This is a genomic window from Leptothoe spongobia TAU-MAC 1115, assembly GCF_018739885.1.
Taxonomy (GTDB): domain Bacteria; phylum Cyanobacteriota; class Cyanobacteriia; order Phormidesmidales; family Phormidesmidaceae; genus Leptothoe; species Leptothoe spongobia.
Map to the genome: position 1 here is coordinate 1 of NZ_JADOES010000030.1, position 24,190 is coordinate 24,190.

Sequence of the window (24,190 nt, forward strand, 5' to 3'; positions counted from 1 at the left end):
GTCTTTTTCCTTGTCATTGAGCGAGACCATGCCAAGCATGACCGCAAATCTGTGGCGAAAAATTCATGACACTAACTTTATTGAAGTTCAAATTAGTCGCCCCCTAAATCCTTAAGCTTAAGGATTTAGGGGGGCGACTTTAAGAGGTTAAACAGCTTGTTTATGTCTTATAAGTGGGTTAGCCTAATCGTTTATAAGATAGAAGGCTAGGCGTTTGGCTTCCTCGAATAAGTCCCCAACCCCCCAATACTGGGGCTTTGAGTCTAGTCTCCCCCAGTATTGGGGGGACGGAAGGGGGCTTCAGGATGTGAAGCATAATTGGGACAACCTACTTAAAAGCTTGAACTGACCTACTTACCTTTAAAGGGTCTCTTAGCCCTCACTATTTTCTTGCGTAGCAGCGATTGCTGCTGCAATTGCTTGGTCAGCTTTCTCCTGGGAGGATCGTATGATTTGAGATTGAGTATGGATTATATTCTCAATCGTTTCACCATATTCCTCTATCTGCTTAGCCGTCTGGTTGATGGCATTTTGCACCACTTGTTCAGTTGTTCCGACACTTTCCTCTAACTGCTCAGCGTTCTGATTGACGGCATTTTGTACCACTTGTTCTGTTGAGTGGATTACATCCTTGATTGTTTCATCATAGTTCTCTATCTGCTTAGCCGTCTGGTTGATAGTATTTTGCACTACCTGTTCAGTGCTTTCTACTGTATTTTCCAAAAGCTTTTCATTTTGCTCAATAATCGCCTCTGAATCCATGGGTGAAGGTGGTGTTTCAAAACCAGACATTTTCGATACTCCATATTTTTTAAAAGTTAGTTTAATTATCGTTAGTTTGAGAAATAACCTTAAATGATCTTAATGAAATAAGGCCATCCTGTACGATTAATTCTGCTTGCTTATCTTTAGTCTTATAGCCTACAGTACAACCGTTTCCAGCTTGATTAATCCAAGCATATACTGGGGTACTTATGGCAATAAAAGATTTGGCAGTATCTAAATACGCCGAAATAGTCTTTTCCCAATATGATATGGGCTGTTCCTCATAGTCTACCTGCTTCAAGATCTCTAATAGGGCTGAAGAGATATTTTGAAATCCTAAACGCTTACCCATCAGCGACCATCTTTGAATCAGAGGAGAAATCTCTGCTGGAGCAGGAATTCCTGACGTTTGAACAGAATCAAGGGAGCCAAATAATAGTGGAAGCAGTTTTGATAAACAATTTTTGGCACGCTCCAAGCGTTCTTCTTTATTTAGGCTGGATTTCTGACGAGATAGCAACAAATAGATTTGAAAGTAGTCACAGAACTCATGGCAAGAAAATGCTTGTTCGATGGCAAACGCTGCAGCCTCTTTTTGGAGATCACTATCAGCCTTTGAATCAATCGTCGAACGATACAAACTATAGAGCGTTAGACGGCCCTCAAAATTAAGCGCATCGAAAATGTATGCTTGATCCACTTCAAGCTGTTTCAGTAAATTGAGACCATCGGCTAAATCTTGCTGGGTACGAAGATTGTTTTCAACTAGAATCTGCCTTAGCTCCCCATCCTGATCAGGCGACATCTTCTCTGATTCTGCCTTAGCGAGAATGGGTAAACTTGCCCCCAAGGTCATTAACTTTATGGGGCTGACCAGTAATCCTAGATTTGGTAAATAACAGAGTGACGACGTATGTAAACCTTGTTGTACTGAACTTACAAGTTCCGTTTCATCTTTAAAATCATACCTGGCCTGCTGATCGCTCATGGCCCAGTCCAACCATGCTAACCCGCCATCAATAATACTTAATGTTATTCGAGTTTCCATCCCCAGCTGGCTGGTCTGGTTTATGGAAGTGCTGCTAATTGAGAGTGTCATGGGTTTCGTTAAGTTGAATTATTACTCAGCCAGAAGGAAACTCTTTCATCAAAGTTGCCATTGCAGTGCCGATGGCAGCAAGGTCTGTGGTGGATTGTGTAACCAAATCCTTTGACTCTTGGATCACTGTTTGATAAAGTTCTGCGTTTGCTGGGTCGACAAGCATTTGTGAAATCGCAACTCCAGCAGCAGTTGTAGCTATCGTACTAGCATTGCGCAGGTTATCGGTAGCATCTTGGATAGCGATCGCAGCCGATTGGGCAACCGATTGATAGGCCTTTCCAGCACCACTGGTTTTCACCACCTGGGGGCTCATTGTCGCCAACTGGGTCTGATTAACGGAGTCAATGATCTGGGGATTTACAGTGGTTGGATCCATGGGAAGTTTGAGAGATAAAGATGGTCAAATAGTGATTGGTCAGATTGAATGTCACAGCTCTCCGCTAATAGATAAATTGCGAATACGCATGACATCAAAGCCTTAGATTTAAGAGGCTCCTCACACTCCAGGCTCAGTAGATTCAGGCGCTTTAGGTGCAGTAGATTCAGGCGCTTTAGGCACAGTAGAGCCAGTCGCCTTAGGCACAGTAGAGCCAGTCGCCTTAGGCACAGTAGAGCCAGTCGCCTTAGGCACAGTAGAGCCAGTCGCTTTAGGCGCACTAGAGGCATCTGCCCCTGATGCTTCCTTAACCAACTCCTTCAATTTTGCCGCAGCTGATGCTGCATCAGCATCAGAGGTTGAGCTAGCTTTCTGAAGATCCTTAATGGCTGCATCAGCAGTATGAAAAGCTGCATCTATGTCTGCTGCAGTTGTGCTAGGGGATGGTGGACTGGGCACATCATTGACTTTGGGGGGAGTCGGCGGCGGCGGCGACGGTGCAGGGAAAGGAGTGCCTAACATTTTTGCACAAGCCGCTGTAACAGCAGCATTGCTAGTTAACCCTGCACCTTGTTGGCGCATAACAGCGTTATGCATTGCCATGCCAAGACTTTCTAGCAATACAGCATCCATCATGCCAAACGCACCTGCTGGAGCTTGACCTGTCACCAGCGTTGTGGCACTCGTTACCGAATCCACCACCTGAGAGTTAACGGTTCCATCTTCATTCATGGGTTCTTTGCTCCTGCAGATAAAATCATGGTGAGAACTTGCCCTAACGAGGTCTCAGCTATTAGCTGACCTCTTTGCTGGTTTGCGACTGCATTCTCCATGGCAAGTCCAACGCTGGTAGCCATGGAGACGTAGACCATCCCCATAGCTACACTTGGGGCCTGTCCAACTGAGTTAAGGGTGGTTGCAGCAATCGAGGCGTCAGGGGTAGCCACATCTAACCATTATCAACGGTACGACATTATGGACGAGGATATAATGATCCTAAACTCCAAAATTCACAACTCCAAAATTCACAATGAGCCTATGAACCTGAGATCCTCTTAAAAGGAATAAAGAGTTTAGAATCACCTGGATTTATTGAAAGATTTTGTGGGTCGCTACACCGGTACTAGCTGTATCGACTGCATAGAGAGTACTTACCGCCTGTGTGGTGCTAGCCTGCATAGTTACATAAGATTGTTGTTGATTGTTAGTGGCATTATGGGCTGCATTTGACAGTGCTTGGCTGGTGGCAACAAACAGGTTGCCCATGGCTATTGCTGGAGAATCACCAACTACTTTGGTGTTCGCTTGGGTGATGGAATCAGTGATCTGACTATTGACAGAGGTTGGAAAGGCCATCGTTAAAATCCTTTAGTGTTTGATTTTTGGTGGATTGTGCAAGTAGAATCTACTCAGGTTTATTGAAAGATTTTTTCAGTTGCCACACCAGTGCTAGCTGTATCAATTGCATAAAGAGTCGCTACTCCCTGTGTGGTGCTAGCCTGCATTGTCACATAAGATTGTTGTTGATTGTTGGTTGCATTATGGGCTGCATTTGACAGTGCTTGACTGGTGGCAACAAACAGGTTGCCCATGGCTATTGCTGGAGAATCACCAACTACTTTGGTGTTCGATTGGGTGATGGAATCAGTGATCTGACTATTGACAGAGGTTGGAAAGGCCATAATTAAAATCCTTGGGTGTTTAGTTTGGTGTTTGAGTTTTGACTCTTTTTAGAGAAGTAAATCCCTCTAAGAAGAGTCATCGAAATATGAAATTATTCCGCATGAAAACTTACTAGCTGAGAATTTTCTTCGTTGAGACTCCTGTTGAAGCAGTGTCAATCGAGTAAAGCATTGACACGCCCATGGTGGTAGCAGCTTGGGCCGTTACATACATTTGTTGTTGAGCCATTGTGGCATTGTGAGCCGCATTAGCCAGTGCCTGAGCTGTTGCCTGGTAAAGATTACCCATGGCAGTAGCTGGCGACGAGCCCAGTACCTGAAGATTACTCTGGGTAACCGAATCTGTTATTTGGCTATTGACGGCGGTGGGAAAGGCCATTTAAAGTACTCCCTTATGGCTAGATTCAGAATAATCAGTTACCCTAACCCCTTGACTGTTGAGTTAAGAATTTCCTTGGTAGCTTCAGCAGTTGATGCGGTGTCAATGGAGTAAAGTGTTGCCACTCCCATTGTCGTTGATGCCTGGCCAGTTACATAGCTTTGTTGCTGAGAATTGGTTGCATTGTGAGCTGCATTGGCTAGGGCTTGAGCTGTTGCCTGGTAGAGATTGCCCATCGAGATCGCAGGCGAGTCACCCAAGACCTTGGTATTAGCCTGGGTGACGGAGTCTGTAATTTGGTCATTAACACTTGTGGGGAATGCCATTGTTTTTCCGTAGGGTAAAATATCACTATTCGGCAGGAATAGTGGTGGATGAGAGTTTTTGGGAAGACGTTGTTTTTGCTAATTTAAGTCAACTAGTGTTTTGCCGCAATTTCATCTTAGGATTTACATCTCCTATACATGATTTTTACAAGCTTTTGGAGATCGTCAACCCTAATTCTTAAGATTGAGCCTACACCGGTTTACTTACTCATAGATAGTAGTTTGAAATGTATACGAATACCTTGATGAATGAATGGCGTTTCCGGCTAAATTGACGATTACGCTATGACGTTACGGTGAAATTGATGACACGTAATACTTAACTCGACTTTATCCAGATGATTAAAGAGTGTAACCGTAATATCTCAACAGTCGGGCATTGATTGGCAATTCACCACTGATGATAATGCACGCATCAAACTAAAACACCTTTACCCAAAAATTGAATCCTGACAGACTGCTAGTTGGAATTATAGAACTACTTCCATAAAAAGGGGCTCGGTACCTGAAGCATAATTCGGAAAGCTGACATAAGGCACAGCCCCTACTGTCAAAAGGCATAGCCTTTACTCGATTTCAACAAACATTCCCTCACCCAAATCACCAACACTTACATTCTTCACCTCAGCCAGCACATCCTCACCGACAGAAAGAATTGCTCCATTCTCACCCTGCCCCAGAGAGACATCCTCAAAACTCAGCCCATCCGCTAAGCCAATCAAATCCACACCAACTTCAAAGTCCATAATCATATCCACTCCTGCCCCGGCAGCCAGGATAAAGGTATCAGCACCCTGACCACCTGAGTCATCATCTCCAGTCAGGATGTCATTTCCAAGGCCGCCCCACAGGAGATCATCACCATCATCTCCCCAGATTGCATCATTACCTTCACCCCCTAGGAGCCTATCATTACCGCCCTTGCCACCAATGCGGTCATCACCAGCACCGCCGTTGATCAAGTCGTCACCACCGATGCTGCCACCGGATGCTCGGCTATTGTGATCTCCCCGGAGTACATCATCACCATCGCTACCAAGAATCTCATCATTACCCAGTTCACCCGCGACTGGTCCAACATTTAAATTGACGACAATGATGTCATCGCCAGGCGTGCCTAATGACGAGGCTGGGATGTTTGGCAAAGGTTGAGGAGCGTCTGGAATCGGGGCTGGCTCAGGGGTGGGAATTGGCTCAGGAGTAAGAGCTGGTTCAGGAGAAGGAATTGGCTCAGGTTCAGGAGAAGGAATGGGAGCTGGTTCGGGCCTAGTGGGAACGGGTTCTGGAATGGGTTCAGGAGAAGGAATGGGAGTTGGTTCAGACTGAGGGATTGGTTCAGGCTCAGGGGTGGGAACGGGTTCCGGAATAGGCGTGGAAATTGGCGCAGGCGTGGGAACTGGAACTGGCGCAGGCGTGGGAGTTGGTGTTGGGGCTGGTGTTGGTGTTGGAGCGGGAGCGGGAACAGGAACTGGCACAGGCGTGGGAATTGGCGCAGGCGTGGGAACTGGTTTGGGCGTGGGTTCGGGAGCAGGAATTGGCTCAGGTTCAGGCGTGGGAACTGGCGCAGGTGTGGGAGTTGGTGTGGGTGTGGGAACTGGCTCGGGCGTGGGAACTGGAACTGGCTCAGGCGTGGGAACTGGAACTGGTTCGGGTGTGGGAACTGGCTCGGGTGTGGGAACTGGCGCAGGCGTGGGTTCGGGTGTGGGAACTGGAACTGGCGCGGGCGCGGGAACTGGAACTGGAACTGGCGTAGGAATCGGGGCTGGTGCTGGTACTGGAGTTGGTGTGGGTACTGGAGTTGGTGTGGGTACTGGAGTTGGAGCTGGCTCGGTTGGGGGTGCTGGAGGGGGGACAGGTGCGGGTGTTGGAATAGGTGCGGGTGTTGGAACAGGAACAGGAACTGGCGCAGGAATGGGAGCGGGTACAGGTGCAGGGACTGGTGGCGCAGGGGCAGGGGCAGGGACTGGTGTGGGCAGTTGACTACCTAAAACTACGGTCCAATAATCAAAAAGTTCTTTCTGACCAGTATCGTTTGGAAAGTAAGTATGACCAACGCCAAGATGGGTAACGTGGGGGTTCAGAATATTGGCAAGATGTTCAGGACTGTTTTTCCAGTCGTGTATTACTTCATCTGGGTTAAATTGTCCGGCAGCAATATTTTCGGTAGCTGTTTGATAGTTATAACCAGTAGCTAATACTCTTTCTCCTAGGCTAGAGCCGTTGGAGCTAATATGGTTGACTGCTTTACCAGGCTGAGCAATGTCATGGGTATGACTCTGGGCAACACTATCTAACTGTGGGTCGAGGGTTAGTGGAGCTAAGCCATGGAGGTGACGCTCGTTGTTGATAAGTAAGAGAAAGTGTTGATCGAATGCTTGCTGCTGGGCTGGTGTATCCATTTTTATAGGTATTTCGGATCGGTACGTGCCGTACTGTTCTTTTTTATCCGCTGGCACGCGGTCGACCCCATGGTGCTAACACCCAACTTCAAAGGATCTTTTTGAAGCAAATCTAAATTACGGGTAGATGCACCGAGAGTGTTTTAACGGTTGGCTCAACAAGATTTTAAGTGCTAAATAACACCTGAAATGGATAGGTGAATACGTGAATTTACGATCTTTCCATTGAGCGAAAAGCACACAGTCATGACCCAACTGCATAGTTTGAAGTCGAAAGTAAACTTCAAATCTATGCAACGATATTCATACTTTAGATTTCAATAATCCGGAGCTACTGTAGCAGGTCGGTATATTTTCGTAACTGCTATATCCGTGGAGATACTACGCATGCGCCCTAGTATAACCAATGGCTCAGAGGACTTACAATCGTCGCACTGCAAACTATTAGGCAATTTGTGGGGACGGTTTGATCTTTATTTTGATCACCCCATTGGGAAAAACCTATACCTTGGGCGGCAGGAGGCCAGTCAAGAAGAGGTATGGGTTAAGGAGTATCTTCTGAATGACATGGCAGATGTCCAACGCCATGCCTTTCAGCAACTAATTGATTTAAATCTAAGGTTAGGTCAGGGGCCTGATTTTAGATTGGTACAACTCAAAGATTTTGCCACTACACAACAGGCCTGTTATCTGATCAGTCATCCCCTAAAAGGGGCTGAACCCTTATCACAATATCTTTCTGCCCATGGGCCGCTTTCACCTTGCCAGGTACGACAGGCCTTACAACAGTGTTTAGAAACATTGAGATATTTGCACACAGCCTGTAGCGTGCTTTGGCCAACGGGCTCTGAGCGTGGTCTCTGCCATGGCAACCTATCTTTAGATAGTTTATGGATACGAACCATTGAAGACTCCCCCCGCTCTGATAACTTTTTCATTTATGTGACTGACTTAGCCCTATGGGAACATATTTTTGGGGCTAATCAGTCCCTTGCGCAGTGCGTGCAAGATCTCGGTTCAATTCACCAGGATTTGCATGATTTAGGCCACCTTGGTTTCTCATTATTGTTGGGACAGGGGCTAAACACAACAGAGAATACAGCCCAGCTCCTATCAGAGATGGAACTACAGAGTCCTGAACTGATGACATTTCTCTATGGGTTGACGGGTCAAACTGCAGCCACCTTTAGAACCACTGAAGAAGCTTTACAAGATCTACGGGACTTGCCAGAATTGTCTCATCAGCCGATGACTGGGTTATCTTTAGCCCCTCCGGTTGAGGTGGTGGCGGATACTCCATCCATCCAGGCAACGATTAAGCCCATAGCTGGGCGAGCCTACTTGAAGCAATCGAAAACGGCTGTGGGTGCAGCCATGGGACTGCTAGGTATCTTGTGGTTAGGCTATAGCGTTATTCAACAATGGCAACTACGCCCATTGTCAGCCCATACGATTACAGCCAGTTACTTACTCGAACCCCAGGGGACATGGCAGTCTATTTTGGCGACATCCTCAGAAAATAGCCACTTTATCGATGCATTATTGGATGAAGGCCACAGTCTAAAGCCTGTAAAATCGTCAGGTATTCGTCCCGATCAGATGACAAGGGGCGATATCTTTGAACAACTTTTAGAAGAGCAGGCTGACTTTGCGTTAATGGATAATGACGATGACATTCCCGCTGGATTGCAGGTGCAGCCGATTGCCTATGATGCGGTCGTGCCGTTTGTGGCATTCTCAAACGGTAATCAAGCAAAGCGCGCCACCACCTTTATGGGGGATAGCCTTTCTCTCTCTCAGCTACGTCAGGTGTTTACGGGAAAAACGGATACCATTAATGGCTCTTTGGTGCAGGCTTATTTCCCTGAGGTGCCTTATATTAAGGCCTATCCGCTCCAGACAAGCGATACTGCAGAGCGGCCGCCAAAGGTTAGGTTTTCTGCTCAACCGCCTCTGTTTGAGAGGTTTTCTCAGCAGGTGTTAGGGGGTGAGCCGGAATCTGTCGAGGCGATGGAGCGGCTGTTAGAGAAAAGTAGGGGGGATTTGCGATCGCAAATCCAACAGAACAATGGCCATGGCAACTATGACGTTTTTAGTAACGTCAATCGCACCTTTCACCAATGGAACGTTCTGGATAATACCTCTGAACCCACTATTGGCATTGGCTTCGACCGTCTGAGCAAAGTACAGCAGCAGTGTGATGTCTATCCCTTAGCCATCGATGTGGAAGGCCGTCAGCTGCAACTTCTGCAACAGGACAGTGAACCCATTAGTCCCAGGACCGATCTGTGTCGCGATCGCATCCAACCCGATACAGCCCTTGTCCAACAACTAGCCACAGAGGGCCTATTGGCCTATGAACTCGTCGTCGTCTATCCAGAAACCTCCAAAACAGGAGCAGCCGTTGCTGAACTCCTCAGACATCCAGACAACCAAAACCGTCTCCAGGCAGCAGGCATCATTCCCATTGACCGCTCAGATCCCTAACGTGAAATCCCTAACTATTGAAAGTAGATAGGCCCTAAACACTACCGATATAACCGTATTAGCTCAAGTAGTAGTCCTATGATTGTGGACAATTTCTTCACAAGTGAATCAGTCAGTGCAGCTGAGGCCAGCCAACACCTTGCCTATCAAGGCTATCGCCTGATTGAGCAGTTAGATACCTCTCGGGCAATGGTTGGCACCTATGTGGTTCAAGATAATCGCGAACCTGAGGGTTGCTATCGTCTGGTAAGGGTTCTGGACACCAATCACCAAGCCTCTTCCCTAGAGGGATTACAGTCACCGTCCAATATTCCAAACACCGCACCACTGCTAGGAGAATTTAAAGTCGATGGATATCGCTATGTCATCCGCCCATATATCCATGGACAACCCTTAACTTGGGAAATTCCAACTCCAACAGGCTGGAGTGATACTCAAGTAACCAACCTCCTAAAAAAGATCTTAAATACCCTGCGCCAATGCCACCAGCAGGGAATTGTTCATGGTAATTTGCACCCCAACAATCTTATTCGCCAGTCTGAAGGGAAACTAGTTTTAACTGACTTCAACGCTAATTGTAATCAACAGCCCTGCCCTCTCGACCATCAGAAAAACGGATTAAAGAGCAATATCCTCGGTCAGTTGGGACACCAGGCCTATATCGCCCCAGAACAGTGGCAAGGACACCATCACCCCAGCAGCGACATTTATGCACTGGGTGTATTGGGCATACAATTTCTCCTCGGGCGACAGCCCTGGGCATCAAGTGAACAGCTGTCCCATCAACTCAGCCAGTTGCCTTGTCAGCCCTTGGTGACCATCCTCAAACGCATGGTAAATAGTGAGCCAGGCCAACGGTATATCAATGCCCAGGAAGCATTGTTTGCCCTAGAAAATAGTCAGCAACAGGCTCAATTAAGTGCTCCCCCAAGCATCCAACCACCAGAACAAGCTACATCCCATCCCATATCTCCAACAACTGGAGCGCTTCACAACAGTTCAGAACTCAACCAGCCAGAGTGTCTCAGTCCGAAAGAGGTTATTACCCCAACACTGATTAGCCCCAGACCGGTTCACCCAGAGACCTCAGCATTAGAGCCCGTGGCATTGGTCAAAGTGCCCTCAGCCGAACTATCTGTTGCAGCCATAGCCAATCCTGAACCCACACCGATTGAAGCACAGAAAGATACATTAATCGTTCCTTGGCAACCACCAGAACCCTCAGTCTCTCGCCGCTTTAAATGGACGCCTGCTGTGTTAGCACTGACAGCCTCCGTGGGCGGCATCGCCCTCTATCACAAACAGGTTTATAGCGATCAAGAAATTGTGACCTCGCCCAATTCACTAGAATCGCTTCCCGCTAATCCAAGTACTAACGAGACTGGACAATCCTCCGAACCACTGCCGGTACCAGAATCACCTACCAATGTAAGTGACACCGCCCCCAGGTTTAGCCAGTCCCAGGAAAACCACTACTTTGCCCGAGCCTATCATCACGCCAAAGCAAGTAATTTCGCTAAAGCTTTAGTGTATTTAGAACAAGTACCTGAAAACGCTGAACGTTATTTAGAAGCCCAGACAAAAATCACCGAATACCAAGAGAAACGTGAAATCAAGGCCCAGGCATTACTCAGTGAAGCCTATGAACAGGCAACTCTGAAAAACTTTGAGCAAGCGTTGACCTATTTAGATCAAATACCGGCCCATACCGAGGCCCATCGCATTGCCTTAGAAAAAATCACAGAATATCGAGACAAGCAACAGTTAAAAACATCCAACCAACCGGCTTTAGGGTAAGACTTTAGAGGGATACCAGACAATGAAGCTCATGCTGCCCATCGTTCCACTCATTAGTAGTTTTGTCATGTTGACAGCGGCTGTTGGTCAAGCCCCAGCAGAACCTTCTGGCCCCATTATTCTGAATGTTGCCAAGGGCAATGCCCTAGTATCTGGCAACGTTAGCACAGGCTATAACTTATTTCAGTTTGAAGGGAGCCAAGGACAAACAATCACCTTAGATGTGGACGTCACCGAAATTTTAGCGGGTACATCCCACACAGACGAGGACTCTCAACTGTATCTGCTCGATCATCAAGGGCGTATCCTAGCGTACAACGACGACGAAACAGAGAATAACTTTGAATCCCGCATTTCTCAATTTATATTACCTAAATCTGGGACCTACTATGCCGCTGTTACCACGTTTGGCAATACGCCGGTAATCAATGACCAGCAACAGATTACCGCATGGAACAATAGCGGTCTCAGCCATATCCGCTACGACCTATTAGTACAAAGTCATCAGTAAATTCTACCGCAATTATGGCTACGCAACAGTCTCTACAACAATTACAAATAGCCAGTGCCAGTGGTGGATACAGCCTACAGGCCGGTATGCCCACAGCACGACAGACTGTAGCGCTGCACAACCCTAGCCAATTTGCCACTCAAGTTGAAGTATGGGTAGCTCCAGTCGATGTCAAATCTGAAGCGATTCTACAGTGGGTCCGTTTAGAAAACACCCAGGGAATTTTTCATGTAGAACCCTACAGCACCTGCGAAATTGACCTACAGGTAACGGTGCCATTACAAGCTGTTCCTGGCCTTTACAGCTATGAGATTCGGGCCCAGTCTTCAGCTCACCTGGGGCATTATCTACGCTGTTATCAACAATTAACCGTTGAACCTCCTGCTCAAGCACACCAAGACCCTATTTTCCATGTAGAGCCCGCCACAAACTCCCTCACCCCCTTCCAGTTAGAGCCTGAAAAAAACGCTAGTTTTAGCATCCAGGTTACTAACCGCTCACACCATGCCGATTGCTTTTACCTGACCTGTCTAGATATTGCCCCAGGCTGGTTTGATGTGGTTTATCCCCTAGCCGGTAGAGCCGTTGGCTTACCTCTGGCCCCTGGCGAGTCTGGCAACATTGTTCTAAATTTGCATCCTCCTCAACAAACGGTTGCTGGTAACTACACCATCACCCTACGCTTGGGCTCTCAGCATCAGCCAGACACAATTTTGTTTGAGGCTATTTATTTAACCTTAGCAGCCAATCCACAGCTAGCGGCCAAACTTTATCCTGAAACAGCCCTACTCCCCACCCTTGATCAGACACTGACCCTAGAGTTACAAAATTCAGGCAACGTTAGCCAGGCAATTGCCGTTACCACCCGAGCGCCCCAACAGCGGTTTACCTATGACATTGAGCCCGCTGCTCTGACCATTGCCCCTGGAGATACCCAGACGGTCACCATCACCCCTGTCCTGCGACAGCGTTGGTTGGGGCTACAGAATTTTAAGGTGCCCCTAACTCTGGAGATCCGTCATCAGCATCAGCCAGAAACTGTTCCCCTCACCACTTGTGAAGCCACATTAAAATGGCAGTCCCAGCATCGATGGTTATTAAAACTCATACTGGCAGGTTGTCTATCCAGTGGATTCATAGGAGCAGCATTATTGGCCTGGTGGCATTTGCTATATCAACCAACCGTTAAACCACAAATTCTGAATTTTGCTACTACAGGTGAGCAATACCGAGCTGGGGAAGCACCCGACATTAGTTTTGACTGGCAGATCAGTAACCGGGATGAGGTCCAGTCTATGAGGTTGGTTTATGCAGGCAATGATGGCAAAGACTATGAGCTATACAATGCCTCGTTGAGTGACTATGGTCTACCAGCCGCGCTCCAGGCACGATGCGAAACGGTGATTACCCATAGCGATGATTCATGGAAAGCCACATTAATCGGTGCCTATCGCGATCTAAGGCGGCAGTCTCCCCATCAGAAATCGCTTCACTGTGGTGGGTTTGGCCATCCAGAGTTAAATCTGACCGAGGGGAAACATACGTTTCGGTTAGATGTGTATAATCAAGCGGAAGTGGCGGTGCCTGCAGCAACGAAACTGATTGATGTTGAGGTAGCGGCTCCCAGCCCTCCCAAGATTGTAAATTTGTCGGCGACGGCTGTGGAGTATCGCGTAGCGGAGGCTGAAGCCTCAAAGGCGTTGAATGTTGCACCGGTGCAGTTGAACTGGGAGTTGAGCAATGCAGCGGATATTCAGAGTTTAAAGTTGGTGGGGTTAAATGAACAGGGAGTCACAAATGTTGCCCCAACGCTGTATCACTTTGATCGAGGAGTGCCTGGGGAATTGACTTCCTACTGCCAGGTAATTGAGAATCATCTGCGCTGTAATGGCGTACCTACCCAGGCGATGGAACCTGGGCAGTATGAGTTTTATCTAACGGTGTTCCCGCGTCGTAATTATGATGGCGAAGAGATTATGGCGCATACGTCGCTGTTGTCGATTCGACCGCCGGCACCGGAGATTGTTTACTTTAAGGTAAACGGTCAGGATGTACGGCAGACGCCCAAGTTGGTGCATGTGTTGGAGCACAATCAGACACCAACAAACTTAAAATTGACCTGGCAGGTGACTGATGGGGCCAAGGTAGAATTGCTGCCAGCACCGGGACATTTAGAACAGGCTACGGGTGAACTGAGCTATCCGCTGAGTCCTGCGGAGGGAACTGAGACGCTGACGTTGAAGGTAACCCACCCGGAAACAGGGGAGGAGACGAGTCAGTCCTTGGTCATTGAGAAGGTAAAAGCGGCTCAGGTGTTGCAACCGAGTCATCAAACCAGGCCGATTAGTCCATTGAATTTACAGATTCGGGATGTACCGTTTAGGTCATTGCCGGTCCCCGTGCCACCACCACCGCCACGATAAATGAAGCTTTTACATGATCTAAGTGGTAGCAGTTTGAGCCACTATTTTAGCCAGATGCTTTAGGATTTGTAGAACCTTAGCTAAGTCTTGATCTTGATCTAGGATAAATTGTCTAGATCGCGAATAATGCGGTCCATCTTCAAACACAAGTTTCAAAAAAACAAAATCAGTACCATTAGTAACCAAGCCATACAAAGGCAGCTCACGGTCGGGAGCTGCCAACATGTAAGACAGTGCTTGAGGGATACCGACCTTGGGTGAAAACTCAGCCCGTTTTGACTCGATCACCAACACCCAAAGCTGCTCCTTCAGCACAAGGATATCGATACGACCTTGAACGATGAGGTTATTGTCAGTGGCTTCAATATTAACGGCGTCTTCGGTGCTGACGTAAAAAGGAGGCAAAAATAAACCGGCTAAATCGAGCAGGGGAGCCAGGACGGCTAGTTTAACTGTATTTTCTAGAAGTGAGCGTCGCTCTAAATTAGCAACGGTGGCCTGTATTCGGGTAAGCCGCTGTTTTTCGATGTCTGTGAGTGGTGGTAATTCTTCCTGCCATTCCTTGAAGAATGATGACTCGTTGGTTTGCTTTAGCTGAAACCGTCGCTCCAAATCGTAGAGGGTGATTTTACTGGCAGGTATAGTTTGTACCACGGGTTTGACTCCCCTCTGTCGAAAGCATTGACTCTAACGCTTTCCATTTTAATCGACTAGGTCAAGGCCATGTTTACCAGACGAGGCGTTCCATTGGATTTAGACTGGTAGCTGGAGTTTGTTGTGGCTCTTGAGTAGCTTCTCCTTGTTCAACGAGGTGGATGGCTTGCTCGGGTGAGGTATCTTGCTCTAGGACGGCCATGATACCGGGGAGGTATTGGTCCATGGTCATGACGTTGGTGTAGACAAGGTTTTGGATGAGAGCATAGGTAAGCCTGTCACCTTTGACATCAATGCTAGTTTTATAAAAAATTTCCCCTGCTTCAAAATCTAGTTCAAAATTACCTACCAATAAACCATGGTTGATTCGTGTTAGTAATTCTGCTATCTGTAGCCGTTTAGTCTGAAAGACCGAAGCAGGGAATATTGAGTAGAAAATAAACTTCTGTCGCTTTTCTAGAATTTTTGCATAACAAGTAAATCGACTATTTTTTCCTTGTGCAGCTAGACGCAGTATAGATTCCCCTTTGAGTTTAGAAAATTCCCAGTCATCTTCTGAAAAGAAGTTGATAACTGTATCGTAGATTGGATGACTTAAGGGAGGTGAAGTACCTTCAAAAGGCTTTTTGCCCCAATGCTCGATAGCGCGACCAATTTCTTGGAAAATATCTGAAGCCAATTCTTCTGTTTGCTTAAGAAAAGCAGGCTCATCGAAAGACTTTAATTCTTCTTCAATGATCCCAAACACTTCCTGAATAACTTGTTCAAATTTTGCTATTTCTACTTTGCCTTGCTGCTCATAGAACTTAATAACAGCCTCATGAAACTGTCCATCAGCAATGGCCTCTGGATGAACGTAAGATGGGTCTACGTAAGACCATAATGTAGGGTAAATAGTTTCTTCTGACGCTAATTTCTGTTTTACAGAAAGCGCAAACCAGTTTTTTGTTTGCAAAAGGGGATTTATGTTTTCCTCTGTGTGTGGTTCATGTTTTTTAGTTGATTCAGAGCCCAGTTTTTCAAAACTGTAAATCTGTTCATCAAATGATTTGGAAAGGGATACAAGATAGGCTAGTCTTTGTTCGGGCTGCCCAGTATAGGTTTCTAACTTCGAGCATAGTTGAGGCTTTAAAAGAAGTTCTATTTCTATAGGATCTGTATTACCAAGTTTTGATTCATCAAAAAAAATCCATAGTTCTGAATTCAAATTAAATAATGATTGTATTTTAATTTTTTGATAGGTCTCTAGATCACATTCAATTTTAATTCGATATTTTTTGAAAGGTTTACAGTCGAGAAAGTTTGATTCTAAAATATTTACAGAAATAGCTGAATAAGAATCTAAAAAAAAATTTATTGAGTTGTTTTTTGATTTTTGATTAGTATTTTCCATCCTTCTATTACGACAATTATAGAACTACATTTTTATGCGTATTCAGAAGTCTAAGGCTGACGACCAATTTAGCAAATATTCAATTCATGGAAATCTTTGTTGAGAATTTTAAAATGCGCTAAAGGTGAAATATTTGTTCTTTAAATTAGTGGACTTACTTAAACTGATTCTCAATATTTAAGTCCCCCTCTAAATAGAGCTTTGCATCAATACCATCTAGACGTTCACCGGATAGAAATGCATAAGTACATTTTATTTTTTTAATGCCGTAAGCATTAGAGATTTTTGTATTTTTGCTAAGGTGACATCCATCAAAAATTGCCCCAGATAAATCCGCACCTTGAAAATTTACGTCATCCAAAATTGCTTTTGAAAAGTTGCTCTCAGAAAGACAAGCACCCGAAAAATCAGCTCCTATACAAATAGCTTGGCTAAAATCACTCTTTGTTAAGTCTGCCTTGCGAAATAATGCATTTCGCAACATTGCTTTTGCAAAGATAGCATGGTGTGCCTGGACTCTTGAAACCTCTGCTTCTTCCATTTCAGCTTTTGTCCAATTGCTACTATGTAAAACTGCGTCATTTAAGCGAATTCCATTGGCTAATGCTCTAACTGCATCCACTTCCTGAAGACAAGATTCACTTAAGTCAGCTTCTTGTAAAGTTGCTTCAGTAAAAAATTCCTTTGAAAAGTCAATACCTCGATAAGTCTCGTAAGCTAGAAATAGTGGTTTACCGATTTTTCCCATAGTTTCATGCCAATCACGGCTAGAGGCTAATGCCGTGACAAGATCAAGAGGAATATTTTTTTTCTGAAATGACATAGGTATCTCCCTAAGGATAGAAAATTACATCTCCATTAAGTCCCGCATCTTGCACAGCCTGTTGTAAAGCAGCAGTATCTTGTGGGGTTAGATTCTGAGTATCTATAATCACTTTCTCTCCAGTTCTTAACTCTCCTCGGATTACTTCCAATTCGCCCTCTACAGTAAATTCTCCACGCATTGGGCGATCAGCAGGTATATTAGGTTCTGGTCGTCCTCGCTGTCTGGCTTGTTCCTGTATATGTTCTATTAGTCTTTCACGACTGCGTGGTGCTTTTACATCCCATTCTTGTCCCGTTGCATCTACAAAGTCACCACTTTCACCATGCTGAGGTCTTCTGACAGGGCCTTCTAATCTTCCTGCTTCTTCCAATCCAAGAGCAACCTCCGCTTCTCTCCGACTACCCGGAGTAATGTTCCCATTATGGTCTGGATCACGAGCAAGTTCCTCAAGACGTTCTTCTCGAGCCTGAGCACCGCCTTCATCACCCTCACGGACACCGCCTTCATCGCCTTCGCGGACACCGCCTTCATCGCCTTCGCGGACACTGCCTTCATCGCCTTCGCGGACACCGCCTTCATCGCCTTCGCGGACACCGCCTTCATCACCCTCACGGACACCGCCTTCATCGCCTTCGCGGACACCGCCTTCATCACCCTCACGGACACCGCCTTCATCGCCTTCGCGAACACCGCCACCTTCATCGCCTTCGCGGACACCGCCGCCTTCATCGCCTTCGCGGACACCGCCACCTTCACCTCGACGAAAAGGACTTCCTCGACGGAATCCAGCGTCAAGACCTTGAATAAATCGTTGAGCTACCCCACCTGGCGTGAGTTTTAGCTTTCTTAAGAAGCGTCCTGCTATTTCTCCAGCTAGGGCCGATAATGCTAGCAATATGCCTGCAATTCCAGCTGCAATGGAGCTGGAAGCCATCTGATCGAGATCTTCTACCTGCTCATCTATGATTTGCTCCACAAAGGACAAATCCGCCCAAGCTTTACCAATAGATAGAAGTTCAGCAGCAACAAACGAAGCCAGCAATCCTTCCCCGAGGCCTAGGGCAAATCCCAAGCCAACGCCAGCGCCCCCAGCGATACCACCACCGGCACCAGCCGCAGCACCTGGTGGGGCTAGTACCCCTCCTCCCATTGCACCCAAAATAGTACCGCCAACAGTTCCTCCGATGCCTCCTGCAAAAGCACCAACAATAACGCAGGCTAGTGTAAACCAGCCATAGAGATGCATGAGGATGTTGTTAACTCGTCGCCAAATAATAAGCGGAATATCAAGTAAATGCCGCCAAAAACCCAGACCTGCTGACATCATTCGGCTGACAGCTTTTCCTAAATCTGCTTTCAAACCTGCCCATTCTTCACCAACTGCAGGCCAGGGCCAAACAAAAGTGTATAGCGTATCTAGGACAATATCTAGCGGATTTAATTTGCCCAATTTTTCTAGAAGCACCTCCCAGAAACCACTCCAAAGAACATTTTGATCGAGGGGCTGGCGTAACGTAGTGTTTTCTGGGGCCGATGTATCAACTTGCTGTTGAATAAGTACCTCATCTGTCGATGGCTCAGCGCTTTGATTCACATTTCCGCTTCCAGAAGCCTGTTCACGCGCTTTTTGCTCAGCTGCTGCAGGCATCCCAGCATCAATTTGGCTAGCGATCGCCTGTGCCATCGGTTGCATAACACTATCTGGATCTTGCGCTGCTTCTCGCACTACCTCCAGAAAAGGCGCATACCGAATAAAAGCTTGAATAACCTCTCCAATATCAAAGTCACGGAGTTGGTTCCATACTGATTGAATGCGCTTGAGAGCATTACGTGTTTGTTGCTGTACCCATCTTTGTAGGCGACTCCAAAGTCCCCGTAACCGACTCCATAGATGAGCGGCCCGTTGCTGGAGACCTTGCCAAATGCTCGTTACACGCTGGCGTACCCTTTGAAATATTCCACTCATTCGACGGCGCAACCCACTCCATTGCCGTCGAATGCCACTCCAAATTCGCTGTCCCCAAGATAGGAAACGATTGACCAGTGAACGCAAACGATCTAAAACTCCCCCCAGTACATTTGATAGCCCAGATGCTCGATTACGCAGCCCTTCCCACGCTGCTGACAATCTTTGGCGCACACCCTGGGCAACTGCCTTTAAGCGGTTGAAAACTTCCTGTGCCCGATTCGTAAGGTTACTTAAAACGCCATTGAAACGTTCCTGCAAACTACTCCATAATCCGCTAACGCGTTGAAATATTGCCTGGCCAGCTTGTTGAAGTTGTTGCCACATGCCTCCCATTAAACCTGTGACACGTCCCCAAGCTGCACGGAGAGCATTTGCATCCAAGGTCATAACAGCTTGAGAAACTGTCTGAGCTGCAGCCATTATAGAACTAACAGCTCCTCCAACTTGTTGCTTAAACCCATTGACCAGTTGACTGGCCATCTGACCAAGTGTTGACCAGCCCGATTGCAGTCCCGACATAGCTGTAGAAACGAGGCTACTTAATCCTTGGGTCAAGCCACCAATTTGACTACCAATCCCTTCAAAAGCACCCTGAGCCATCTGGCTCAAACTGCCCCATCCAGAACGAAGGCCATCAACAATACCACTAATAAGTCGTCGAATCCGCCCTGTTATACCACTGCCACCATCTTCCTCTTCACTCCGTTGAATCAAGTTGAAATCTGGCTGATAAATTCGAGAATCAGAGATATTCTTAGAAATGTCTTTCGGCAGTAGTTCAAGGCCAGGCTTATTAGAGCTTGGAGCATCTATTTTTGTATATATGTTGACTCTATTATCTATAGAGTTCTCAGTTGACGGTAAATCTTGTTGAGAAAAATCAAAAACCTTTGGCCCCTCTATCGTAGGTTCAATATCAGTAGCCGAAAAAGAATCGCGATTGGCTAGTAGGTCTAAACTAGAATTCAGATCAGGCACTTCACCATCTGAAACAGAAGTTTTATTGTCCGCGATATCTACTAATTTTGATGTTTCAAAACCAAAATTCTCTGAACCTTGTGGGCTATTTATGTGTTTGGGTGCTTGTTCTGTAGAAAGGTCCTGTTGAAGACCCTTATGCTTTGTAAAAGAATATTCTTGCCTCCTATTTGAATCAGTTGAATTACTGTCTACTGTCAACGACTCTGATGGTTGAGCATTAGTTTTTGCTTGGAGTACTGTATTTTTTCCTTCAGATATCTGATTAAATATCTGCTTATTTTCAGTGATGGAATAATCAGTTAAACTCTTTGCTTTAAGTGAAATCTTGTGCTCATCATCTAAGGATTGCTTTTGGGGTATTTTATTTAGTGAACCTCCTGTCTGCTGAATAGTGTGGGTTAGCTCATGGGCTAATAGTTCCTTGCCAGCGGTCGAACCAGGGGAATACTTTCCTGAATTGAAATAGATATTATTACCGTGGGTGAATGCCTGAGCTCCGACTTCCTTGTTGAGTTGTACAGCTGTTGACCCTGTATGCACGCGCACCTGGCTAAAGTCAGCTCCAAAGCGGGGTTCCATAAAGCCCCGCACATCTTCACTCAGTCCTGCACCACTGCCCTTACTACTCTGCAGCCGCTGTTCAAAATCAGTGGTCGTTGTCTCATTACCGCCTTTCCGCTGAACCTTATTTGTTTTCAGAAAAGAGGCCAGAGGCGATCGCTGTACTACTGGCTCAGGCATCGACACAACTTTTGCTGCTGTTTGGTCAGCTTCCTGTTCATATTTATCGCCAGGCTGCCCAACTGTTAGCTTGGTTTGTATCGATTTACCAGATTCATCATCGTCGTCTGCCGCGCAGTCTGCACACTGGCGCTGGATAGTTTCGTCCGATTCTATGTCTTCCTGCTCGGGCTCATCCGGTTCAGGCTTTTGCTGAACTGTAGCTGCAGGAGTTACGGGTGCTGAAGGCGCTGCTCCTGCAAAGAGATTAACCTGGGCCAGATCAAATCGGTTAGAGGGTTTAGTCTCATCTAAACGGGCTTGTAAATCTGGAGATGGGGCTGTTCCAGCTGTCTGAGAAGGTGATGTAATAAAAGGGCGAGCAGGTTTCTGACCCAGGCTAGGGGTCCCATGGGAACCAGTCTGGGTTGACTTTGTCTGGTGTGCTGTTGGGGACCAGGTTGAATTGGTTGATTGTGAAGTATGGGATTGGGAGGGCACGGCAATTACCCGCTAGACGACCCAAAATAGTCCAAAATAAGCCATGGTAGTGCTTGTCCCATTGTCTGTAACTTGTATAGATTTTGATACTGACTTTAGACAGCAATTTTAAATGTTCTAGACCTTTGTCGTATCGATAGAATAAGACAGCTATTCTCTCACTTTAAAGTTGTGTTTTAGAGTTGTTCCAACCAATTCTCCCATTGCTGAGCTGCCGTATCTCGCTCTGTTTGTGGAGCAGTTGGTGAATAACTACCTAGACTGCGCCATAAATTCTCCCAGTTTTCCACTTCTGGTAGTCTGGTAGCCACAGCTTCAACAATTAAAAATGCCCGTTCACGGGTCAGCTGATCTTCAGACCTTAGAAGGGGAACGATTAACGGTAAAACTTCTTGACCTCCTTTCATCAGTGGATACATGGAGGCTGTGTATGGAGAGTGCAAGATATCAGGATAATCATTTAAGTTAGCGACTAAGGCTTCTAGACCTCTGTCATCGCCTAACGTATAAAGAGCAATGGCTGCACGGGCACGAACTTCACCATTGATATCCTGGGTGGCTTGAAATAACGCATCGGCGCTAGCAGGGTCAGCAATTTCCTGTAAACCTTCAGCTGCTAATCGACGGGTGCGAGGATTTTCGTGTGTTAACGCTTCTAGCAGTACAGGAGTTGCTTGTTCACCCCGACGAATTAACTCTCCCAATGCTAAACCGCTGACGGTTTGATCGCTTGAGTAAAGCCGTTCTTGAAGCTGAAACATGGATAAGTTAGATGCATTTTGAAGGTTCATAGTTAAATGCTTGTTGTCACTGGGATTAGGGTCTATTTCTTCTAATGCAGATGTTTCTGGAGTAAGTGTTTCTGGGATAGAGGGATTCTGAGGCGGATCGGCATATTGAGCCCTATTGGATCTGGCAGAACAGCTCAAAACTAATACGGTTAAGACGAGTCCGATCCGTACTTGCCTCATCAGGGAGTACCTCCTGCCCCCGCTCCTGAACCTGCTCCCGTTCCTGAGCCTGCTCCCGCTCCTGAAGCTGGCACGTGCTCAAAGGTCAATACCACTCTGCGATTTCCTCGTCGGTTGGCTTCGCTGTCTTGGTCAGTGGTTGCGTCTGGAGTATAGTCCGTTGTTGCTCCCTGGCCAATGGTTATTCCTTCAATTTGAGACTCGGGTACACCTTTGTCACGGAGGGCATCGGTAACGGCTTCTGCCCTGCTTAGAGAGAGATCTAAGTTGTACTGAGAAGCGCCTCCACGCATATCGGCAGAACCTGTAGCAGTTACCTTGACATCAGGGAATCGGCGTAGATACTCAAGAAAAGTATCAATCTTAGCTGTCTCAGTACCATTTAACTGGTCGCTATCGAAACCAAAGTAGAAGATAACGGGCTCATGCACATAGAAATCTCGATGGAGTTCCAGGGCTGCATCAAAGGTGTCAGACTGAGAATCCTCTACTGAGGCCTGTTCATTGGTGACCACACCCGCACGGATGCCAAAGCTCCACTTGAGCGCGCCAAAGGTGGTCATGGTATCTTCGCCCTTGGCAACGGTTTCAAATTCAAAGTCGAGATCGGTGTTGGCTGGGTTAACGGTTGGATATCCGGGGGCATCGGTTAATTCAGCGGCTTTGATATCGGCTGGATCGTTGGAACGTTTGTAACCTACCGTTGCGCCTCTGCCACCACCAGAATTGGGTCGAGAGAGTCCTGGAGTCGCCGGGTTAGGCTGAGCTGCATCATTACCAAATGGATATTGGGGAGGGAGTGCACTGTCTGCTGGGGCATTGGTGCCAGCACCTCCCGTCGCGGGTGCATCATTGTGCAACACATCGGTAAAATACCCTCCTTCAACCCCAGCGGCGGCATTATCTGTGGTCCGTAAACTGGCTCCACGGGCAGTCGGCAAGGAGATTGGTTCGATATTATTACCGTTGGTATCGGTTAACTTCACAATTTGAATCAGGCCAATCTGGTTGGAGTAGGGGGCTGTGACAGCCGGATCAAAACTAATGGTAATGGGTAAGTTGGAGCCCCCTGTCGTGGTGGTTACGTCAAACTTGCCATGGGTAACAGGGTAGCTAGGATCGATGGCGCGCTGGATTAGTTGTCGTTGCGTGGTGCCTGTTTGTTGAATCGTATGGGTTAATTCATGGGCTAACAGCTCCTGGCCATCCGGACTCTTGGGCTGATAGGCTCCCTGTCTAAAGAAAATATCTTGGCCTGTTGTAAATGCTTTGGCTTGAATAGATTGATTGAGCTGGTCAGACTGGGCATCGTTGTGAATTCTGATGCTGCCAAAATCTGTGCCAAAGGCTTGTTCCATAGACCCACGCACATCGCTACCAAGGGGCTGCCCCTGTCCACGAGCTGATTCAATTGATGATTCTAGATTGCCTGGGGAATGATTACTGACTCCTGGTGGAATGTGAGACATCATCTGGAGACTATCTGTTGCGATTGGCAGGGGCTGTCGCTGGATAGAAGATTGCTGAACCTGAGGAGTATTGATACGCTCTACTACCTGTGCGGCTACGTGATCGGCTTCTTGCTCGTATCTGTCGTCTGGTTGACCGATGGTGAGTTTAGTCTGAATACCTAGATTTTGTAAAAGGTTGGTATCTAACCTGGCTGACTGCTCAAATCCAGTACCTGGCTTTTGTTCTTCAGACTTTTGTTGCACTACAAAAGGACGTGCCTGAGCCATAGTATTTGGAGCAAAGCTACTGGCAGCAGCAGGGGCTTTGGTAGGGGCAGAAGAATGGTTGCTCATGGCCAGACAATCCTTAATTCAGCAAGGCATAGGTAGATGAGAACGGGTATCCCATAAGCCTGGCACAAACTATTGAACCGTGGTACTCACAAAAGTGATGGATTTTGGTTGGGCTTATGGCTC

The 24,190-nt window shown here is 46.8% G+C and carries 20 protein-coding genes; 4 read left to right on the forward strand and 16 right to left on the reverse strand.

Features of this window, described 5'->3' with window-relative positions; genetic code table 11:
• Positions 1–372: 372 nt before the first annotated feature.
• The 10 genes from IXB50_RS14495 to IXB50_RS14540 all read right to left on the reverse strand — a co-directional run bounded on the left by IXB50_RS14495 (position 373) and on the right by IXB50_RS14540 (position 7,029).
• Complete coding sequence (locus tag IXB50_RS14495) at positions 373–792, reverse strand: hypothetical protein (protein WP_215609695.1); 420 nt, start codon at positions 790–792, stop codon at positions 373–375.
• A gap of 31 nt (positions 793–823) precedes the next feature.
• Positions 824–1,864 (reverse strand): hypothetical protein, encoded by a 1,041-nt coding sequence (locus IXB50_RS14500; protein WP_215609696.1) that lies wholly within the window; start codon positions 1,862–1,864, stop codon positions 824–826.
• A gap of 25 nt (positions 1,865–1,889) precedes the next feature.
• Positions 1,890–2,243, reverse strand: a complete 354-nt coding sequence (locus IXB50_RS14505) for a hypothetical protein (protein WP_215609697.1) — start codon at positions 2,241–2,243, stop codon at positions 1,890–1,892.
• A 120-nt stretch (positions 2,244–2,363) separates the two neighbouring features.
• Positions 2,364–2,975: a RebB family R body protein gene (locus tag IXB50_RS14510; RefSeq protein WP_215609698.1), complete on the reverse strand. Its 612-nt coding sequence runs from the start codon at positions 2,973–2,975 to the stop codon at positions 2,364–2,366.
• A complete protein-coding gene (locus IXB50_RS22830) occupies positions 2,972–3,190 on the reverse strand; it encodes a RebB family R body protein (protein ID WP_215609699.1) in 219 nt (72 codons plus the stop codon). Before IXB50_RS22830 ends, IXB50_RS14510 begins: the two co-directional genes overlap by 4 nt.
• 142 nt (positions 3,191–3,332) lie before the next feature.
• A complete protein-coding gene (locus IXB50_RS14520) occupies positions 3,333–3,599 on the reverse strand; it encodes a RebB family R body protein (protein WP_215609700.1) in 267 nt (88 codons plus the stop codon).
• A gap of 59 nt (positions 3,600–3,658) precedes the next feature.
• A complete protein-coding gene (locus IXB50_RS14525) occupies positions 3,659–3,925 on the reverse strand; it encodes a RebB family R body protein (protein WP_215609701.1) in 267 nt (88 codons plus the stop codon).
• Positions 3,926–4,037: 112 nt separating this feature from the next.
• Positions 4,038–4,304: a RebB family R body protein gene (locus IXB50_RS14530; protein WP_215609702.1), complete on the reverse strand. Its 267-nt coding sequence runs from the start codon at positions 4,302–4,304 to the stop codon at positions 4,038–4,040.
• A gap of 38 nt (positions 4,305–4,342) precedes the next feature.
• Positions 4,343–4,630, reverse strand: coding sequence for a RebB family R body protein (locus tag IXB50_RS14535; protein ID WP_215609703.1), 288 nt, complete (start codon positions 4,628–4,630; stop codon positions 4,343–4,345).
• A 566-nt stretch (positions 4,631–5,196) separates the two neighbouring features.
• Positions 5,197–7,029, reverse strand: a complete 1,833-nt coding sequence (locus IXB50_RS14540) for a CAP domain-containing protein (RefSeq protein ID WP_215609704.1) — start codon at positions 7,027–7,029, stop codon at positions 5,197–5,199.
• A gap of 387 nt (positions 7,030–7,416) precedes the next feature.
• Here IXB50_RS14540 and IXB50_RS14545 point away from each other — a divergent pair, with 387 nt between their 5' ends.
• The 4 genes from IXB50_RS14545 (at position 7,417) to IXB50_RS14560 (ending at position 14,247) form a co-directional block, all read left to right on the forward strand.
• Positions 7,417–9,516, forward strand: coding sequence for a substrate-binding domain-containing protein kinase family protein (locus IXB50_RS14545; protein ID WP_215609705.1), 2,100 nt, complete (start codon positions 7,417–7,419; stop codon positions 9,514–9,516).
• Positions 9,517–9,594: 78 nt separating this feature from the next.
• Positions 9,595–11,313 (forward strand): serine/threonine protein kinase, encoded by a 1,719-nt coding sequence (locus IXB50_RS14550; protein ID WP_215609706.1) that lies wholly within the window; start codon positions 9,595–9,597, stop codon positions 11,311–11,313.
• 22 nt (positions 11,314–11,335) lie between these two features.
• Positions 11,336–11,824 (forward strand): PPC domain-containing protein, encoded by a 489-nt coding sequence (locus IXB50_RS14555; RefSeq protein WP_215609707.1) that lies wholly within the window; start codon positions 11,336–11,338, stop codon positions 11,822–11,824.
• 14 nt (positions 11,825–11,838) lie between these two features.
• Positions 11,839–14,247, forward strand: coding sequence for a COG1470 family protein (locus IXB50_RS14560; RefSeq protein ID WP_215609708.1), 2,409 nt, complete (start codon positions 11,839–11,841; stop codon positions 14,245–14,247).
• 18 nt (positions 14,248–14,265) lie between these two features.
• Here IXB50_RS14560 and IXB50_RS14565 read toward each other — a convergent pair whose 3' ends face one another.
• The 6 genes from IXB50_RS14565 to IXB50_RS14590 all read right to left on the reverse strand — a co-directional run bounded on the left by IXB50_RS14565 (position 14,266) and on the right by IXB50_RS14590 (position 24,067).
• Positions 14,266–14,901 carry a restriction endonuclease subunit R gene (locus IXB50_RS14565; protein ID WP_326520807.1) on the reverse strand — a complete coding sequence of 212 codons (636 nt, stop codon included), beginning with the start codon at positions 14,899–14,901 and terminating at the stop codon, positions 14,266–14,268.
• 73 nt (positions 14,902–14,974) lie between these two features.
• The gene (locus IXB50_RS14570; RefSeq protein ID WP_215609709.1) at positions 14,975–16,294 is read right to left on the reverse strand and encodes a type III secretion system chaperone family protein; all 1,320 of its coding nucleotides are present in this window, start codon (positions 16,292–16,294) and stop codon (positions 14,975–14,977) included.
• A gap of 154 nt (positions 16,295–16,448) precedes the next feature.
• Positions 16,449–17,117, reverse strand: coding sequence for a pentapeptide repeat-containing protein (locus tag IXB50_RS14575; RefSeq protein WP_215609710.1), 669 nt, complete (start codon positions 17,115–17,117; stop codon positions 16,449–16,451).
• 10 nt (positions 17,118–17,127) lie between these two features.
• Complete coding sequence (locus IXB50_RS14580) at positions 17,128–21,291, reverse strand: eCIS core domain-containing protein (protein WP_215609711.1); 4,164 nt, start codon at positions 21,289–21,291, stop codon at positions 17,128–17,130.
• A 176-nt stretch (positions 21,292–21,467) separates the two neighbouring features.
• Positions 21,468–22,262, reverse strand: a complete 795-nt coding sequence (locus IXB50_RS14585) for a HEAT repeat domain-containing protein (protein WP_215609712.1) — start codon at positions 22,260–22,262, stop codon at positions 21,468–21,470.
• Complete coding sequence (locus IXB50_RS14590) at positions 22,262–24,067, reverse strand: eCIS core domain-containing protein (protein ID WP_215609713.1); 1,806 nt, start codon at positions 24,065–24,067, stop codon at positions 22,262–22,264. The genes IXB50_RS14585 and IXB50_RS14590 overlap by 1 nt, the downstream gene beginning before the upstream one ends.
• Positions 24,068–24,190: the final 123 nt, after the last annotated feature.

Excerpts from the sequence above, each read along its gene's own strand:
- IXB50_RS14495 (WP_215609695.1), bottom strand. The coding sequence starts at position 792 with ATGTCTGGTTTTGAAACACCACCTTCACCCATGGATTCAGAGGCGATT.
- IXB50_RS14500 (WP_215609696.1), bottom strand. The coding sequence starts at position 1,864 with ATGACACTCTCAATTAGCAGCACTTCCATAAACCAGACCAGCCAGCTG.
- IXB50_RS14505 (WP_215609697.1), bottom strand. The coding sequence starts at position 2,243 with ATGGATCCAACCACTGTAAATCCCCAGATCATTGACTCCGTTAATCAG.
- IXB50_RS14510 (WP_215609698.1), bottom strand. The coding sequence starts at position 2,975 with ATGAATGAAGATGGAACCGTTAACTCTCAGGTGGTGGATTCGGTAACG.
- IXB50_RS14520 (WP_215609700.1), bottom strand. The coding sequence starts at position 3,599 with ATGGCCTTTCCAACCTCTGTCAATAGTCAGATCACTGATTCCATCACC.
- IXB50_RS14525 (WP_215609701.1), bottom strand. The coding sequence starts at position 3,925 with ATGGCCTTTCCAACCTCTGTCAATAGTCAGATCACTGATTCCATCACC.
- IXB50_RS14530 (WP_215609702.1), bottom strand. The coding sequence starts at position 4,304 with ATGGCCTTTCCCACCGCCGTCAATAGCCAAATAACAGATTCGGTTACC.
- IXB50_RS14535 (WP_215609703.1), bottom strand. The coding sequence starts at position 4,630 with ATGGCATTCCCCACAAGTGTTAATGACCAAATTACAGACTCCGTCACC.
- IXB50_RS14540 (WP_215609704.1), bottom strand. The coding sequence starts at position 7,029 with ATGGATACACCAGCCCAGCAGCAAGCATTCGATCAACACTTTCTCTTA.
- IXB50_RS14545 (WP_215609705.1), top strand. The coding sequence starts at position 7,417 with ATGCGCCCTAGTATAACCAATGGCTCAGAGGACTTACAATCGTCGCAC.
- IXB50_RS14550 (WP_215609706.1), top strand. The coding sequence starts at position 9,595 with ATGATTGTGGACAATTTCTTCACAAGTGAATCAGTCAGTGCAGCTGAG.
- IXB50_RS14555 (WP_215609707.1), top strand. The coding sequence starts at position 11,336 with ATGAAGCTCATGCTGCCCATCGTTCCACTCATTAGTAGTTTTGTCATG.
- IXB50_RS14560 (WP_215609708.1), top strand. The coding sequence starts at position 11,839 with ATGGCTACGCAACAGTCTCTACAACAATTACAAATAGCCAGTGCCAGT.
- IXB50_RS14570 (WP_215609709.1), bottom strand. The coding sequence starts at position 16,294 with ATGGAAAATACTAATCAAAAATCAAAAAACAACTCAATAAATTTTTTT.
- IXB50_RS14575 (WP_215609710.1), bottom strand. The coding sequence starts at position 17,117 with ATGTCATTTCAGAAAAAAAATATTCCTCTTGATCTTGTCACGGCATTA.
- IXB50_RS14585 (WP_215609712.1), bottom strand. The coding sequence starts at position 22,262 with ATGAGGCAAGTACGGATCGGACTCGTCTTAACCGTATTAGTTTTGAGC.
- IXB50_RS14590 (WP_215609713.1), bottom strand. The coding sequence starts at position 24,067 with ATGAGCAACCATTCTTCTGCCCCTACCAAAGCCCCTGCTGCTGCCAGT.